This is a genomic window from Parendozoicomonas sp. 2304DJ65-17 (assembly GCF_058148445.1).
In genome coordinates this window covers 140,545-156,692 of the sequence record NZ_JBYVJV010000001.1, presented here as the reverse complement: position 1 = coordinate 156,692, position 16,148 = coordinate 140,545, and the positions used below count along the sequence as shown (strand labels likewise).

Genomic DNA, 16,148 nt, shown 5'->3' with positions numbered 1-16,148 from the left:
TGCAGGATATTAAAAAGCCCCGGCTGAGAAATTTCAGCCGGGGCTTTTTTCTTCTGCTTGAAGAGGCAGATTAACAATAACCCTGAGACCGGTGGCGGTGTTACAGGCCTTTATTTTTCCGTTATGTAATGCGATTCCTCTTGCCGCAATGGCAAGGCCAACACCGCTGCCTGAAGTGCCAACTCGGTAGAATGGTTCAAATAAATAGGGCAGAGCCTCTTGAGGAACGCCCGTTCCTTTGTCATTAATCTCTATAGAAACTTCATCGCAATCAATGCTTACCAGAACCGTTACGTTCGTATTGGATGGTGTATGTTTTAAAGCGTTGCGAATAATGTTTTCCAGTGAGCTGTGTATCAGCGCACTATCAAGCATAAGCACACACGAAGCTGGTGCTGTCACCAGTACATCTTTCCCTGCTTCTGCTCCCTCAACGGCAGCGTCATCTGCAATAGCATGAAGCAGATCGGTGATATCTGTTTTGTGCAGGTTTATCTGCTCCTGAGAGTCCAGGCGTGCATAGGTAAGAATTTGCTCGATCAATCTGTTTAAACGATGGATTTCCTGCTCCATGCGTTCAATCTGTTGATTGTCTTTAATTTCTTGCTTTTGCTGGGCCAGAGACAGCAAAGCCTGCAAACGTGCTAGCGGTGATCGTAACTCATGGGAAACATCTCGCATTAACCTTTGCTTGCTTTCTAACAGTTGGCCAATACGTTCTGTCATGGCATCGAAGTCCCGGGCGAACTGAGCTATCTCATCTTTTCTGCCACCCACAGTATGAGCAACCCGTACACTCAAATCTCCGGATCGAACCTTATGTCCGGCGAGGCTTAACCGCCGGACAGGAAGAACAATATAACGGGCTAAAAAGTAAGAAATAATCGCACTGGTTATAAGAACGCAAAGGAAATAAAGAAGTCGTCCACCAGGTAGAAGCAGAATTTCTCCGAAGGGGAATATGCGCCTTGTGGTAATAATTGTGTAACCCTGCAAGCCTTCCTGAGCAACTGTTGTGCGCATGGACAAGGGCATAATGGGTTCGGCATAACCTGTTTGAGTTACTTCTTTGAGACGATGTTGGACACGGAGGGGTAAGTCCCTGTTCAGGAGGTCGCGCCCGTGCGGGGAAATAATATAAACCTGAAGAAGCGTTCCATAATCCAGCATGTGATGTTTCAAAACAGAGTTAAGTGCTGTCTCCTCTCCCAGATGAATATTCTCACGGAAATCCTGAGCAATAAGTTTTACCAGTTCTAAATCATATCTAGGAGGCGCTTCTGGAAATGGCAGCAGTTTGATTAATAGAAAGGTCAGCAGGGCGCTGGAAATACTGATAACCCAGACGGAAAGAAAAATTCGGCGAAAGAAACGTCCCATTACGGCTTCACATACAAGTAACCACGACCTCTGACGGTCTTGATTCGCTGAAGGCCATTATCCAATGGTCCAAGCTTCTTTCTGAGGTGGCCAACATGAACATCGATGCTACGATCATAAGGCATTACACGACGCCCAAGAGCATGGCGAGCGATAGTGTCTTTATCAATAATCTGGCCGGCAGAGAGTGTTAGAACCTCAAGAATGGCAAACTCTGCTCCGGTAAGATTTATAAACTGGTTGTTCTTATAGGCAGAGTGAGAGCCTGAATCTAATCGTAAATCGCCAACTTTATTGCTGATCGTGGTGTGATCATTTGAAGATGTATTGCTTGCACGGCGAAGGATGGCTTTGATGCGAGCAGTCAGTTCTCTGAGATTGCAGGGTTTAGGAAGATAGTCATCAGCACCGATTTCAAGCCCGAGAATCCGATCCATATCATCTCCTCGGGCAGTCAGCATAATAACCGGTGTATTGGTGTGCTGACGGATGTCTTTAAGAACTTCAAAGCCGTCTGTATCAGGCATCATCACATCAAGAACGATAATGTCGGGCTGGGCAGACTTAACCTGTAAAATACCTTGCTCGCCTGTATGATGAGCCTGGAATGAAAACTCTCCCTCGCTGGAAAGATATTCGCCAACCATAGACGTCAATTCGCGGTCATCGTCGATCATCAAAACATGAGTCGTTGGCTTCATAAAAGTCTCATTATTATTGTTGATCTCATTGCTGGCTTAACATCGTTTTCACTGACCCTAATTCTTAGAAGTATGGATATCAACAGTAGAACGTTGACGTCTATTCATTCTTTACACTTCTTTCCATTTCGAGACTTTTCTTTGCAGGTCAATTGGTAGCATTGTTGTGTGCGCAGATGTAGAAGGATAAGAACCTGTGAATCAGGCGTCAGTAACACAACAAGAATACAGAGCAGCAACCAGGTTGGGTTTAGGCATTTGTCGCAAAGACATTGCAGCTATGGATGGCGCACCAGAAGCATGGCTGACTAGACAGTTGGAAAATTACGGAGCATCTGGTCCGGAAGTTTTGCCAACATCCGAAACATTAAAAGAAAGTTTCAGGATGGCCGCCGAGTCTGACAGACGAGTGCGATCTTCATCAGACTGTGAGTCAGTCATATATCTGCGTGAACAGCAGCAGGCACGATTCAGGTTCTGGGTTAATGATCAGATTCGACGTCAATTTGTCTGTAAGGCTTCTTATGCTGTGAAAACAAAGCAACCATTTGCAGAAAGACTAATAGAGTTCTACAGCCAGTATTTCAGAATATCCACCAGTGAGAAACCAGCTTTGGCCGGCTCTGTTGTTGGCTTTGAAAATGAAGCGATTCGTTCTGCACTTAACGGTTCCTTTGGGCAGATGCTGGCAAGAGTTGTATCGCACCCGGTCATGATCCTAAATCATGACAATCATCACTGTACCGACAAAGGTTCTCTTCACCACAAATCAGAAAGTTCAGGTGTTCACGATGATCTGGCGTATAGCATTCTGCGTCACTATACGATAGGTGAGTACGATGGAAGTTCTTATTCGGCCCCAGCTTTAGCGGAAAGTTTATCCGGCTGGTTTGCTGTGGATAAAGGCGACTCTGGTTGGGACTTCGAGTTTCGGTCTGAGCTTCAATGCCAGGATAGTTTGGTATCTGCGGGAAAGCCTCACACACAGAAAGGCATGAAAAGAGGAATTGAAGCACTCCAGGCTCTGTCGGTCACTTCAGCAACTGCAAAGCATTTATCGTCGGAGCTGGCACGTTTTTTTGTGGGAGATGAACTTTATCAAGACTTAGTTCCTGCTCTTGAACAAGCCTATTTTTCTACAAAGGGTGATTTGCCGAGTTTACACAGAGCCTTGATTAAAGGTGTTATGACTATTGAGGCCGACACCCCAAAGTCACCGTCACTTTATGATCACTTGGTTACTACATTTCGTGCTTTAGAAATGGAAGGCAATGAGTGGCGAGCGTTGCTATCTGGCTTTCCAAATTGTGCTTTGAGTAAGAATTGCACCCAAACGTTGGTGATGAAGCTGGCTGCGAAAATGGTACCAAAGGTTGAGGCGAATCATTTTGCAGGGCTGGTGGACTTTTTCCTCTGTGATCAGGAAGCGTCCAAGCGAGAGAAAATAAAGCAGGCGGCTCCTTCCGTGCAGTTGGTTGAGTTACTAACAACGGCTCCTTTGCTAAACGCTTTTCCCTATGCAGCTGCTGAATAATTGACCAGAATGGGAGCTGTTGGCGCAGAATGTGCCTGTTTCCTTATAGGTTCAGAACACGAATTCAGGTGTGTGCATTATGGGTGTCAAACCTCGCGACTTACTTCACAAAATGTTTGAAGCGGCAGTAGCTTCTGCTCAGCCTGATCAATCTGTACCTGCTTTTCTGCCACCAAAACCGAAAGGGCGAATGATCGTTATTGGTGCAGGTAAGGCCTCTGCCGCTATGGCGAAAGCTGTAGAAGATCATTGGGAAGGCGAGCTCGAAGGGTTGGTAGTGACTCGCTATGGCTATAGTGTGCCTTGCAACCATATTGAGATTGTTGAAGCTGCACATCCTGTGCCTGATGCCGCAGGGGAAAAAGCCGCACAGCGCATTCTTAACCTTGTTACTGATCTTACTGAGGATGATCAGGTTTTGTGCCTGATTTCAGGAGGTGGTTCTGCACTTTTGTCTATGCCTTTTGATGGGCTAACCCTTGAAAATAAGCAAAACATAAATAAAGAGCTGCTGCGTTGTGGCGCTACGATTTCGGAGATGAACTGTGTGCGGCGGCATCTTTCCATGATCAAAGGTGGCCGACTTGCTGCAGCCTGTTACCCGGCCAAAGTCGTTAACCTTTTGATTTCTGATGTGCCAGGTGATGACCCGGAAAATATCGCTTCTGGCCCAACAGTTCCCGATAACACCAGTTGTGCTGATGCGCTGGCAATTATTGATCGCTATAAAATTAATATTCCCCAAACTGCTTGTACAGCGCTGGAAACTGGAGCTGGAGAAACGTTAAAGGCGGAAGATAAGCGACTGTCAGCAATTGATACTCATTTAATCGCCACACCGCAGCTGGCTCTTGAGGCTGCAGCCAATGTTTGCAGGGAAGCAGGAATTACGCCTTACATTCTGGGAGATAGCCTTGAAGGTGAGGCTCGGGATATGGGATTAGTTATGGCGGGAATTACCCGACAGGTAGCAGATAAATCTCAGCCATTTCCTTCACCCTGCGTGTTGCTGTCTGGAGGAGAGTCAACAGTCACCCTGAAAGGTAACGGGCGCGGTGGGCGTAATGTGGAATTCCTGCTCTCCTTAGCAATTGCTCTTGGCGGGAGGCCTGGCATTACTGCCCTGGCCTGTGACACGGATGGTGTTGATGGAGTGGAAGAGATTGCTGGTGCGATTTGTGATGACACAACATTAGCCAGAGCCTGGCAGCAGGATATAAACCCAACCGCCAGCCTTGAAAATAATAACGGGCATGGTTTCTTTGAGAGCCTGGGGGATAGTGTTATCACCGGCCCTACCATGACCAATGTAAATGACTTTCGGGCGATTTATATTCCTTAGTTAGAAACGCTGTCGAGCAGTTTCTATGGTAGTACTCACTGCTTGATGGCTCGGGTCGCAAAGTAATCTTTAAAATATTTTCCAAGATCTTTGCCGGAACTGTCTTCATAGAACTGGTCAATAACGAATCCAGCTTTTAACTGTCCGCCAATAATTGTTTCCAACGTGTGACTGAACTCTATTGCCCTTTTGTCTGTGAGAAATTGCTGGCGTTGCTTTTCATCCAGTTCATCAAAAGAGTTAAACGGTAGTTTGTTAGCAACTTCAAAAATACCCTGATCCCACTTTTCGTTATCAAACAGGTAAATGGCTGGGTTTGGGGCTCCCAGCATAAATATACCGTTCTTTTTCAGAACTCGGTACACTTCTGTGAACAAGGGATTCAAATCAGGAATATAGGTTATTGAGACTGGACAAAAAACAATATCAAACTGTTTATGTTCAAACGCCGGCAAGTTACACATATCACCCTGAATGGTCTCCAGGGAAAGCCCTTGTTCTCGCGCTACTTTTCTATCCTGCTCCAGTTATCTGGATGAAATATCTATTACAGTGACATCAGCTCCAGCTGCCGCAAGAACGGACCCTGTTGGCCGCCACCACAAGCGAGGCAGAGAACCTTCACCCCATTAAGCTGCTCTGGGAACCACTGCCTTGGAACGACCTGACTCCAGCAAAGATTGATTTTGATATCGCCATTTCTCGCTTTGGCAATAACTTCACTGTTTACTGGAATAGTCCAGTCAATACTGTCTGCAGCTTTTTGATCCCATGCCAACTGATTCTGATTTGTGATCTCATCACTTTTCACTGCTTAAACTCCAGTTCTGGGTGAAGACAATTTGAAATGTTGAATTTTATCTTGCGGAAAGTTCTCCTCACTGACCTCCTGCAGGGGAAAGTGTGTTTAACAAGCTATTTTCAAAGTCATCCAAGCGTCACCATTTTTGTAACTTCTGTTGGCAATTTTCCGAGACAGTCTATAAATCCTTCTTTGTTTACATATTCAGGGAATAGTGCCTTTTTATGATTTCCCACTGCATCCAGTCTGGAAGAAGTGTTTTTTCGAAAAAGCTGATTTGGGCACTGTTTATTGCAGTTAACTGTTTTTGGGGTTTTTGTACGGTATGGGGTGATGATGACCTCCCCCAAAGCTCATGGTTCCCATTTTACAGCTCGGATGATGGTCTTGTTCTGCTTCTGTCGGACAGGTCGCTTCTCTTTGAGGGCGTTGGCAGTTCAGAAATGTCTTGGCTTGCTTCCCAGTCCGCTCTGGTTGGTGCTGCGTATGGGACCCGGCATTTTGCTGTTTATAACTACCATGCTAATAAATCCCATATTTTGAATACATCCGCTAAGTTGCTGAGTAAGCGTGCTAATGCTGTTGCTTCTGTTCTTCTATTAACAGCACTTGGCAGAGTTTTTTTGAAACATGCTCAAGACGTTGGACTATGGGCTGTGCTCGCTGAACTGTGGGTTGGCCTTCCGGGAGTGCAGAAATCATCCGCCGCGACTGCTGCTATTGGGACAGGGGTAGGACTGGCACTTGCCTATAAACTTTACATGAACATGTATCACCGATCATTTGATAAAAGAATCCCTATTGCTGGCGAAGAGGGGAAAACTCTTCTTATCAGCGCATCCTCCAATTTATTAAAAAGCAAAAGGGAAACAGTCGTAAAGCTGAGTCGAATACTTGGCTCAGCTTTAACTGACAAAGAGCACTCTGCCTTTTCCCGCATTGCAGCCATCCTTGATGCCGCTGAGGCATCGCATTTGCAGTTTGTGATAGCCAGTAAACCAGGCAAATTAGCCGAGAAGCTTAAAATTGTGGTTAATCGAGAAGATGGACCTATTGGAGCTGAAGTTATATTCAGTGACCCAGAAAATGATAGATCGCCATTGTTGCAGGAAGAGGGAGCATATAGTGATATTCAAACGGTGCTATCTGCTGATGTGCTGAATCGAGCTGCAGACTTTATTGAAAACATGGTAGATAACGGTTTTCAAAAAGATAAGAAAACAAAAGTTATTCATATCTCCAGACGTGATTTTTCTGAGAGTGATCAATCAAAGGCTGAAGAGATTACTTTGGGTGGCAGGGCTACACTGGCTACGTTGGGATCAGAATTGGAGGTCAGGATTCCTTCTGCTGAAGGCACACCTGTGAACTTCCAGCAGAAATATATACCCCTATGGGCCAACCACTTGAGCCTTAGTCTTGCGTTTCAGTTATCTGCAGGTCTTGCATCAAAAGCGGCAGGTCGTATAGCTGACTCTTATTACCCCTATTCACAAACACTGAAACGATTGAGGAAAGCTAAATAGTTCTCAGGAGTACAGGGAGGGGGGCTATTTGTTGTGTGGTCTAAGAATAAAAAATGCCGACAAGTTTTCCGCTTGTCGGCATTGTGCAGGCGTTTCGAGGAGGCGTTTTATACAACAGAACCCAGCTGGAATATTGGCAGGTACATGGCAATGATCAAACCACCCACCAACGTACCAAGAACAACCATGATGATTGGTTCCATAAGACTGGTCAGGCCATCAACCATATTATCCACTTCGTCTTCGTAGTAGTTGGCTACCTTATCCAGCATTTCGTCAAGGGCACCAGACTCTTCACCTATACCTACCATTTGCACGGCCAGAGCAGGGAATACATTTGTGTTTCGCATGGAAAACTGAAGCTGTTGACCGGTTGATATGTCTTCCTTAATGCGTACCGTCGCGTCACGATAAAGCACATTACCAGCGGCGCCGGCTACGGAATCAAGAGCTTCTACCAGTGGTACACCCGCTGCAAAGGTTGTAGAAAGAGTACGGGCAAAACGGGCAATGGCTGATTTATCTATTATTTGCCCAATAACTGGAACTTTTAACATAAAAAGATCCATCTTGTTGCGTGCACTTTCAGAACTTTCAAGGAGTTTCTTGAATGCAAAGCCTATTATCACTAGACCGAAAATAACGATGTACCACCACTCTTGCATGAGTTCCGAGATGTTAATAACCATCTGGGTAAATGCTGGGAGTTCGGCACCAAAGCCCGCGAATACTTCTTCGAACTGGGGAACAACTTTTACCAGAAGAATACCGGTCACAATAAAAGCCACGGCAACAACCGCAATAGGGTAGTTCATGGCTTTTTTGATTTTTGATTTCAAGGCTTCTGTTTTTTCCTTATAGGTCGCTATTCGATCGAGAAGAGCTTCCAAGGCACCGGATTGTTCACCGGAATGAACAAGGTTGCAGTACAGGTCATCAAAATACTGGGGATGTTTCCGCAGGGAGTCAGCCAGGTTCGTACCACCGGCAACATCATTCTTAATCTGACTAATAAGATCTTTCATTGCCGGCTTTTCAGAGCCGTCAGCGGTAATCTCGAATGCTTGTAATAAAGGAACACCGGCCTTGGTCATTGTTGCCAGCTGACGGGTGAACAAGGCAATATCAAGAGGCTTGATCTTCTTGCCTTTACCACCGATAGATACTGACTTCTTGCGAACCTTGGTTGGATTAACACCCTGTTTGCGAAGCTCTGCTTTTGCCAGAGCCAGAGTTTTACTGGATATTTCCCCTTTAGTGGGGCGACCGTTTTTGTCTTTGCCCTCCCAGGCAAAAACTGAAGATTTGTTGTTTTTATCTGCCATTTGAAAAACGGTCCCTTAAATGCTCCTGGCCCGGGCTTGGCCGTAATTATTCTTACCGATCTTTGCCAGTGATAAACCGGGTAGGTATTGCCCTGAAATATTACTGGTAATTACCCGTCAGCGTCTACTGAAAACCTGACCCGGTCTTTGATGCGCATCACAGTCAGGCTACCTCCCCAAACACAACCGGTATCAAGTGCTTCATAACCGGATTTAAAAACCCGGCCTTCCAGAGCGGCCCAGTGCCCAAATATTACTGTAGTCTTTTTTGAGTGTTTGTGATCATGGAGAAACCATGGGGCAAAGCCGGCAGGAGGAATATTTCCCTTGTGGTTCAGTTCCAACTCGCCTTTGGCATTGCAAAAGCGCATGCGGGTAAAGTAGTTGGCAATAACCCGGAGGCGATCTGTACCTTCAAGATCCTTTGACCAGATATTCGGTTCATTGCCATACATATGATGGAAAAACTCATCACTGTCAGGCCCTTGAATAGCAGCTTCAAGTTCAGCAGCCCTTTTTAATGCCTTCTTCTCACTCCAGATTGGAGGAATACCGGCATGTACCATCAGGCAGGATTTTTTTTCACTGTAATGAACCATGGGGCGGTGCTTTACCCAGTGAAGTAGCTCTTCTCTATCTGGTGCATCAAGCACATCCTGGATGGTGTCACTGCGCTTGGGTGAGCGGGCGCCAGCAGCAATGGCCAGTAAGTGCATATCGTGGTTGCCCAGAACTGCAATGCACTGTTTGCCAAGATTTTTCAGGTAGCGGAGGGTGGCAAGGTTTTCCGGGCCTCTGTTCACCAAATCACCGGCTACCCAGAGTTTGTCTTTGCTCTCATCAAATTTAACGGTGTCGAGCGCCCTGCGCAGAACGCTATAGCACCCCTGTATATCGCCAACGGCGTATGTGGTCATGAATTTATAAATCTGTGAAGCTAGTTAACTGAGCCAGGCACCTGCAGGCTGAACAAAGGAATTCTTGCGTCAAAGAATTCTCCTGTGTCATCCAGCATCTGGTAGGAGCCGTGCATGCAGCCAACGGGTGTAGAAAGAATACAGCCACTGCTGTAAGAGTAGCTGTCACCGGGCAGAATGTGAGGTTGCTGCCCGATAACACCATCGCCCTGAACTTCCTGCTGATGTTTATCACCGTCGATGATAAACCAGTGTCGTGTCAGTAGTTTTGCCCCCTGATCACCTTTGTTGGAAATCGTTATGTGGTAGGCAAAAGCATACTGTTTTTTGGCAGGAGAGGAGCGCTCAGGAAGGAACTCTGTTTCGACATGTACGTCGATAAGGCGATGGTTTTCCAATATCTGCCCCTGAAAATCTGTTATTGCTGTTTATCTGCCAAATAATCCGCAATTTTTACAAAGGACTCAAGCGCTATTCGCTCTGGACGCAGACCGGGGTCAATACCCAGGCTACTCAATTCATCACCGGTGACCAGGCCTTTCAGGCCATTGCGTACTGTTTTTCTACGCATGGCAAAAGCTGATTTCACCACTCTGTCGAGTAGGCGAACATCCTTGCAGGGGTGTGGCAACTCTTTATAAGGAGTCAGGCGCACAATTGCAGAGTCGACTTTTGGTGGAGGGTTAAAAGCACCGGGGCCAACATGGAAAACATAATCCACCTTGCAGTGGTACTGAACCATAACGCTGAGACGGCCATAGTTGTTTTCACCAGCGCCTGCAGCCATGCGGTCTACGACTTCTTTTTGCAGCATAAAATGCATGTCCTGCACAATGTTGGCAAAAGAAACCAGGTGGAAAATTAGTGGGGTAGAGATGTTGTAAGGCAAGTTGCCAACAATACGCAGCTGTTCATCACTTTGCTGCAGGCTGGAAAAGTCGAAGTTCAGAGCATCAGCTTCATGGATAGTGAAGTTATCGTTCAGCCCGAACTGGAGTTTCAGGAAGGGAATCAGGTCTCGGTCCAGTTCCACAACATCCATCTTCTGGGCTGTGGCCTGAAGCTGATTTGTAAGTGCTCCCTGACCGGGGCCAATCTCAACGACATGGTCGTCAGTTCTTGGTCCGATAGCGCGAATGATGCGATTAATCACACCCGGATCATGGAGAAAGTTTTGACCAAAGCGCTTACGGGCTCTGTGGGGAATAGCCTGGGTGTTAATAGTCGTTGTACTCATGAAATAACTGTTTTTGATATGAGCCACGCTATTGGGCGCGGATCATATCAAGGGCATAGACAATGGCAGTGTTCAGGCTGCCAGCATGGGCAAGGCCTGTTCCAGCAAGATCAAGGGCTGTGCCATGGTCTACTGATGTGCGGATTATAGGCAAACCGAGCGTGATATTCACGGCTTCACCAAAACCTTTGAATTTCAGAACCGGTAAGCCTTGGTCGTGGTACATGGCCAGAACGGCATCGGCACTTTCCAGTTTGCCGGGGTTGAAAATGGTATCCGCTGGCAAAGGGCCGGAAAGATTCATACCTTTGGCGCGTAAACGCTCCAATGCGGGTTCAATAACTTCTATTTCTTCCCGTCCAAGGTGACCATCTTCCCCTGCATGGGGGTTCAGGCCGCAAACCAGAATATGCGGGTTTGTAATGCCGAACTTGTTCTGAAGGTCGCTATGAAGAATCGTGGTGATTTCTTCCAGCAATTCGCCGGTAATTGCTTCGGGGATTTTGGCTAGCGGCAGATGAGTGGTTACCAATGCAACCCGCAGACCCTCGGTAGCCAGCATCATCACTACTCTAGGAGTTTCAGTCTGCTCTGCCAGCAGCTCGGTATGCCCTGAAAATGGAATGCCCGATTCGTTGATAATGCCCTTGTGCACAGGGGCGGTTACCATCGCGTCAAACAGGCCTTTCTGGCAGCCATCAACCGCCGTGGTCAGCATATCCAGAACATAGGTTGAATTGTTGGCATCAAGCTGTCCTGCGACAACTTTTTCCCGGAGTTTGCAGGGATGAACCAGAATTTCGTTAGGTCGACTGGGTGTGGGTGGTTTGTCTGGTGAAAACTGTTTGATGGTGACATCAAGGTTGAGCTGGTTAGCCCGGTCTTGCAGAAGGTCTGGATCGGCGATTACCACAATCTCTGCCTCATGGCTGTGAACAGCTTGCATCAGGCAGAGATCGGGGCCGATACCGGCTGGCTCGCCAGAAGTGATGGCGAGCCGGGGGGTCCGGTTTGTTTGCATGGAGTGTGAAAAACCTAGAGTTTGATTTCTACGTAAGCCTGATCCCGCAGTTCACGCAGCCATACCTGAAGTTCTTCCTGGAACTTACGCTGGCCGAGAACTTCCCGAATCTGGGCGGTGCGTATCTGATCGCTAATATCTTCGTTTCGCTTGCCCTGAACTTCCAGAATGTGCCAACCGAAACGACTCTTGAATGGCTTGGTGGCAACATTGGCAGGCGCTGTACGCATTTGCTCACGGAAGGCTGGAACCATGTCGTCAGGGTTTGCCCAGCCTAAGTCGCCACCATTCAGAGCGGAGCCTGTGTCGTCTGAATAAGCTTTGGCCAGCTCACCAAAGTCGGCACCACTTTCAATGCGACTATACAGGTTGCGAGCCAGTTCCTGAGCTTCCAGATCGCTGCGAACTTCGTTGGGTTTGATCAGAATATGGCGGGCTTTCACCTGCTCCTGCAGCATCTGTTCATTACCACGGCTGTCGCTCAGCTTGATAATGTGGAAACCACTGGGGCTGCGGATAGGGCGAGATACCTGACCTTTCTTCAGACCAACAGCAACTTCAGCAAATAGAGTGGGGAGCTGATCTGCTTTTCTCCAGCCAATATCGCCACCTTCCAGTGCGTTCTGGCCTTGAGATTGAGATACCGCTGTCTGGGCAAAGTCTGCGCCTTTGTTCAGCTGCTCGAAGATCCCCTCAGCCTTCTTGCTGGCTACGGCAATTTGGTCTGGAGTTGCACCTTCAGGAAGGGACACAAGAATATGCCCAAGGCGATATTCAATAGCCAGCTGCTGGCGACCTTCCTCAGACTTACGGAAGTTTTCTACTTCCCGGTCAGTAACCTGGACTCGTTCCATCACCCGGCGCTGACGAACACGGTTAATCAGCATTTCCCGGCGAATCTGCTCACGTGCTTCTGTATAAGACAAGCCATCCTGAGCCAAAGCATCCCGGAACTGTTCCAGAGTCATGCCGTTACGGCCGGCAATGTTTCGAATGGCATCGTTCAGGGAGTTATCATCAATACGAGCACCGGCACGATCGGCAATCTGCAGCTGCAGGTTTTCAATAATCAGACGTTCCAAAACCTGCTGTTTCAGCACATGTTCTGGAGGGAGGGCGGTGTTACGATCCTGAATCTGTCTGCGAACAGTTTTCAGGCGACTATCCAGTTCGCTTTCCATAATGACATCGTTATCGACAATCGCGACAACCCTGTCCAGGGGAATAACTTTGGCCACTGCTACCGGAGCAACAGCGGACACTCCTGCGACCGCCAAGGTGGCGGTCAGCAGGACATTTCGAATGCTTTTCATCGTCATAACGTAAGCTTAATCAGTCCTTGCGGCTGCTGTAACCGCTGATTTCGTTCAGGAAGGCTCCGACCTTGCTGCTGGTGATATTGCCCAGACCTTTGAGTACAAACTCAAAGAAAATGCCTTTGTCTTCTTCGGCAACATCAATATCGTCGTCAGGGTCAATCCAGTTCCGATACATTACCCGCATCATATAACAGCAGGATTCACGTTCAAAACCAAACGATTGCTCCATCTTACGACTGTTGGTTACGTCGTAGGTGTAACGACCTAGAACACTCCACTGTGGAGTGAGCGGCCATACGGCACTGAAATCAACTTCTTCCAGGTTACCGTTTACATACTTACCAGTGTTATTGCCTTTGTTGGGGCCGTCACTGTACTTCTCGGCACGATCAACCTGATCACGGTAACGATAGCGGGCGTTAAGCACGCTGCCGGGTTTGGGCAGGTATTGCATACCCAAGGCGTACTCTTCGTTGTAACCGCCGTTAGTGTTGTACATCCAGTCCTGAGTTAATCGCAGATCCCGGCGAATATTCCATACTAGCTGAGTAGCAATTGGAGAGGTGGAAGCCTTGTTAGCCTCAAGTAGGCGTCGCTTATCTTCGCTCAGGTTGGTGTCTTCGTTTTCGTCCGGATTCAAGGTTGGATCGATCAGGGCTTTTCGGTCCTGGAAATAGAAAATCTGACCAATACCAAAGCGGAATCTTTCGTATCCATTTTCCTCGAGGAATCTGCTGGTGATTCCTAAAGACAGCTGGTTTGTATCTCCGATACGGTCATAACCGGAGAATCGGTCATCACGCCACAGACTACTGTAAGTAAACGAAGATTCACTGGAATCGAAATCCGGATTCAGCTCTTGGCCACTTTTATATGGTGTGTATATATATTTTGCCCGAGGCTCAAGCGTTTGAGTGAATTTCATGCCTCTCAGGGTGGTTGGGCGATCGAAGAACAAGCCACTGTCTAAATAGTATGTTGGTGCAGTGGTGTCGGGTCTGTCCTCACTTCCTGGATCCAGTCGATCCAGTCGATAATTAACAGAGCGAAGCTTCACACCGGGCTCAAGGAAGGCGAAGCTATTTTCAAAGCGATACTTGGCGTTTGTTTCTGCATACAGACGCTGACCGACAGCATTGTTAATGCCGGAGCCTTCACCAAAAACACCTTTGTAAACTTTGTTCTCAGGATCAACAAGTACCTGACGCTTATAGTCCCAATCTTTATCACGCTGGAAGTCAACATAGTCCAGGACATAGCCAACACCAAAGCCGTTCTGGAGGTTCACGTCGCCAGTCAGGTTGAAGTCGATATCCTTGTTATAAGGATCGTCTTCATCCTGACTCATATTTTCCAGATGCTGGGTACCGAGAGTCATTGTCCACTGATGGCTGCTTAGACCGCCACCTTGATAAGTGGTGTACAATTCTTTGTGCAAAGGGTCGAGATATTTGACATTCAGAGCTGTTCCGAAGTCATCAAAGTATTCACGATCACTGGCGTCAGTGTAATTTGCTTTGTAGCTCCAATTGCTGGTTAGGTCCTGTTCGTGCCACAGGTTTACCATCCAGCGGTTTTCGTCGTAGTTCAGGTTCTCTTCTTTAACTTTGTCTGGTGTGCTGTAGGCACCACCCAGCTCACCCTTGGCGGATTTAGTCAGATAGCGGAACTCTGATTCGATCAAAGCGCCACGGTTAGTCATGATGCGCGGAGTAAAGGTCGCATCCATATTGGGCGCGATGTTCCAGTAGATAGGCTGGGTATAGTCAAACCCGTTACCATCTTCTGCGGAATCAAAAGCAATAGTTGGATACAGCAGGCCTGACTTACGGCGATCATCCAGTGGGAAAGTAATCCACGGGGTATAAAAAACTGGGACGTCCCACAGCTCAACCGTGGCATTAGTCGCCGTACCAAAACCGCTGGTGGGGTTCAGTTCAACTTCATTACCGTTGAGCTGCCAGGTGCAGTTACCAGGTTTGCAGGTGGTGTAAGTGGCTTTATCCATGTCGATAATGCCACTTTCCCGACGAACAATTTTATCTGCTTCGCCCCGGCTACCTTCGGCATGAAATACATACTGTGCATTGGCGATTTCTGCACGGCCGCTATCCATGTTGACATCAGCACGATCACCCAGCATCAGCATATTTGGTTCACGGATGACCACGTTGCCAATAAAGTCGGCTTCGCTGGTGTTGCGATCCATGTTGGCAACGTCACTTTCAATCTGACGATAGCCCTGACGAACAACAACATTACCGGTCAGTGTGCCCTGGCCGGTTTCCAGATAAGTGGATTCATCTGCTTCCGCATAAATTGGAGCATCCGAAGGGTCGCCAACGTAATCAATGCCCGGACGATAAGGTTCTACGTAACCACCTTCACAGACTTTGGAGCTGCGCTGGGATTGTTTGAACAGCGGCAACTGATCCAGTTGAGCCCAGTCCAGGGTTGCGTAAGCTTTGGAAACTGTTTGAGATTTTTCTGTTCCTGCCGCAGTGGCAGCTACAGGGAGAATCGAAACAGCCGTACCTCCGGGAGCCGTTTGGGCTGTGACAGCTGTTGCGCTGTTTGCCGGAGTTGTAACCCCCTGAACGACTACGGGTATAGCCGGTGCTGTTTTCAGCGCCGGGGTAACTGGTGCCCGCTTAGCAAAAGGTATTGGTCCGGCATTCCTTGGGGCAATGTTACATTGCCAGCCGTCCCCCGCAGCGTTTTGTTGGCACAGCCACTGGGTGTCTTCTGTCAGTTCTGCACTGGCAGCTGGAAGTACCGGCATACCGGCAAGCAAACCCGTGGTGACAACCAGAGGGAGTTTGTTTCTCAAGATGAAGATGTTCTTTGCCATCGGTTTGAATCCGGCCTTCCCGTCGGCTTCTGTTGGTGACTCCATCATCTCTGGCGAGATTCCCCTTTTACGTATAAACGTCAAGGGTACTCCTGATCTCGTGCCATCCAATGTCAGGCTAAATGCCTGAGTATGAGTCGGGATCCGTCAAAAAAAGGAGCATAATACTGTAATATGTGAGCTCATCACAGAG

14 protein-coding genes are annotated in these 16,148 nt (G+C 47.7%); 3 read left to right on the top strand and 11 right to left on the bottom strand.

Going from position 1 to position 16,148, the window contains the following annotated elements; genetic code table 11:
• Positions 1-33: 33 nt before the first annotated feature.
• Both ACY2RR_RS00725 and ACY2RR_RS00720 read right to left on the bottom strand, forming a co-directional pair.
• Complete coding sequence (locus ACY2RR_RS00725) at positions 34-1,380, bottom strand: ATP-binding protein (RefSeq protein ID WP_490106210.1); 1,347 nt, start codon at positions 1,378-1,380, stop codon at positions 34-36.
• Positions 1,380-2,081: a response regulator gene (locus tag ACY2RR_RS00720; protein ID WP_490106209.1), complete on the bottom strand. Its 702-nt coding sequence runs from the start codon at positions 2,079-2,081 to the stop codon at positions 1,380-1,382. Before ACY2RR_RS00720 ends, ACY2RR_RS00725 begins: the two co-directional genes overlap by 1 nt.
• 196 nt (positions 2,082-2,277) lie before the next feature.
• Here ACY2RR_RS00720 and ACY2RR_RS00715 point away from each other — a divergent pair, with 196 nt between their 5' ends.
• The gene (locus ACY2RR_RS00715; RefSeq protein ID WP_490106208.1) at positions 2,278-3,615 is read left to right on the top strand and encodes a DUF1800 family protein; all 1,338 of its coding nucleotides are present in this window, start codon (positions 2,278-2,280) and stop codon (positions 3,613-3,615) included.
• Between the two features lie 79 nt (positions 3,616-3,694).
• A complete protein-coding gene (locus ACY2RR_RS00710) occupies positions 3,695-4,957 on the top strand; it encodes a glycerate kinase type-2 family protein (RefSeq protein ID WP_490106207.1) in 1,263 nt (420 codons plus the stop codon).
• A 35-nt stretch (positions 4,958-4,992) separates the two neighbouring features.
• Here the strand turns inward: ACY2RR_RS00710 and ACY2RR_RS00705 are convergent, their stop codons facing one another.
• Together ACY2RR_RS00705 and ACY2RR_RS00700 are read right to left on the bottom strand one after the other, a co-directional pair.
• Complete coding sequence (locus ACY2RR_RS00705; RefSeq protein ID WP_490107041.1) at positions 4,993-5,484, bottom strand: class I SAM-dependent methyltransferase; 492 nt, start codon at positions 5,482-5,484, stop codon at positions 4,993-4,995.
• Between the two features lie 20 nt (positions 5,485-5,504).
• Entirely contained in the window at positions 5,505-5,768 is a 264-nt protein-coding gene (locus tag ACY2RR_RS00700; protein ID WP_490106206.1) for a hypothetical protein, read from the bottom strand.
• A gap of 434 nt (positions 5,769-6,202) precedes the next feature.
• Here ACY2RR_RS00700 and ACY2RR_RS00695 point away from each other — a divergent pair, with 434 nt between their 5' ends.
• Entirely contained in the window at positions 6,203-7,285 is a 1,083-nt protein-coding gene (locus ACY2RR_RS00695) for a hypothetical protein (RefSeq protein WP_490106205.1), read from the top strand.
• A 107-nt stretch (positions 7,286-7,392) separates the two neighbouring features.
• On the opposite strand, the gene ACY2RR_RS00690 is transcribed toward ACY2RR_RS00695, so the two are convergent.
• From ACY2RR_RS00690 to ACY2RR_RS00660, 7 genes are all read right to left on the bottom strand, one after another.
• Positions 7,393-8,610: a type II secretion system F family protein gene (locus tag ACY2RR_RS00690; RefSeq protein ID WP_490106204.1), complete on the bottom strand. Its 1,218-nt coding sequence runs from the start codon at positions 8,608-8,610 to the stop codon at positions 7,393-7,395.
• A gap of 110 nt (positions 8,611-8,720) precedes the next feature.
• Positions 8,721-9,527 (bottom strand): symmetrical bis(5'-nucleosyl)-tetraphosphatase, encoded by an 807-nt coding sequence (locus ACY2RR_RS00685; RefSeq protein WP_490106203.1) that lies wholly within the window; start codon positions 9,525-9,527, stop codon positions 8,721-8,723.
• Positions 9,528-9,547: 20 nt separating this feature from the next.
• Positions 9,548-9,925 carry a Co2+/Mg2+ efflux protein ApaG gene (apaG, locus tag ACY2RR_RS00680; RefSeq protein ID WP_490106202.1) on the bottom strand — a complete coding sequence of 126 codons (378 nt, stop codon included), beginning with the start codon at positions 9,923-9,925 and terminating at the stop codon, positions 9,548-9,550.
• Positions 9,926-9,945: 20 nt separating this feature from the next.
• Positions 9,946-10,764 carry a 16S rRNA (adenine(1518)-N(6)/adenine(1519)-N(6))-dimethyltransferase RsmA gene (gene rsmA / locus ACY2RR_RS00675; protein ID WP_490106201.1) on the bottom strand — a complete coding sequence of 273 codons (819 nt, stop codon included), beginning with the start codon at positions 10,762-10,764 and terminating at the stop codon, positions 9,946-9,948.
• A 28-nt stretch (positions 10,765-10,792) separates the two neighbouring features.
• A complete protein-coding gene (gene pdxA / locus ACY2RR_RS00670; RefSeq protein ID WP_490106200.1) occupies positions 10,793-11,785 on the bottom strand; it encodes a 4-hydroxythreonine-4-phosphate dehydrogenase PdxA in 993 nt (330 codons plus the stop codon).
• A gap of 14 nt (positions 11,786-11,799) precedes the next feature.
• Positions 11,800-13,104: a peptidylprolyl isomerase gene (locus ACY2RR_RS00665; protein ID WP_490106199.1), complete on the bottom strand. Its 1,305-nt coding sequence runs from the start codon at positions 13,102-13,104 to the stop codon at positions 11,800-11,802.
• Positions 13,105-13,117: 13 nt separating this feature from the next.
• Complete coding sequence (locus ACY2RR_RS00660) at positions 13,118-16,039, bottom strand: LPS-assembly protein LptD (RefSeq protein ID WP_490106198.1); 2,922 nt, start codon at positions 16,037-16,039, stop codon at positions 13,118-13,120.
• Between the last annotated feature and the right edge of the window lie 109 nt (positions 16,040-16,148).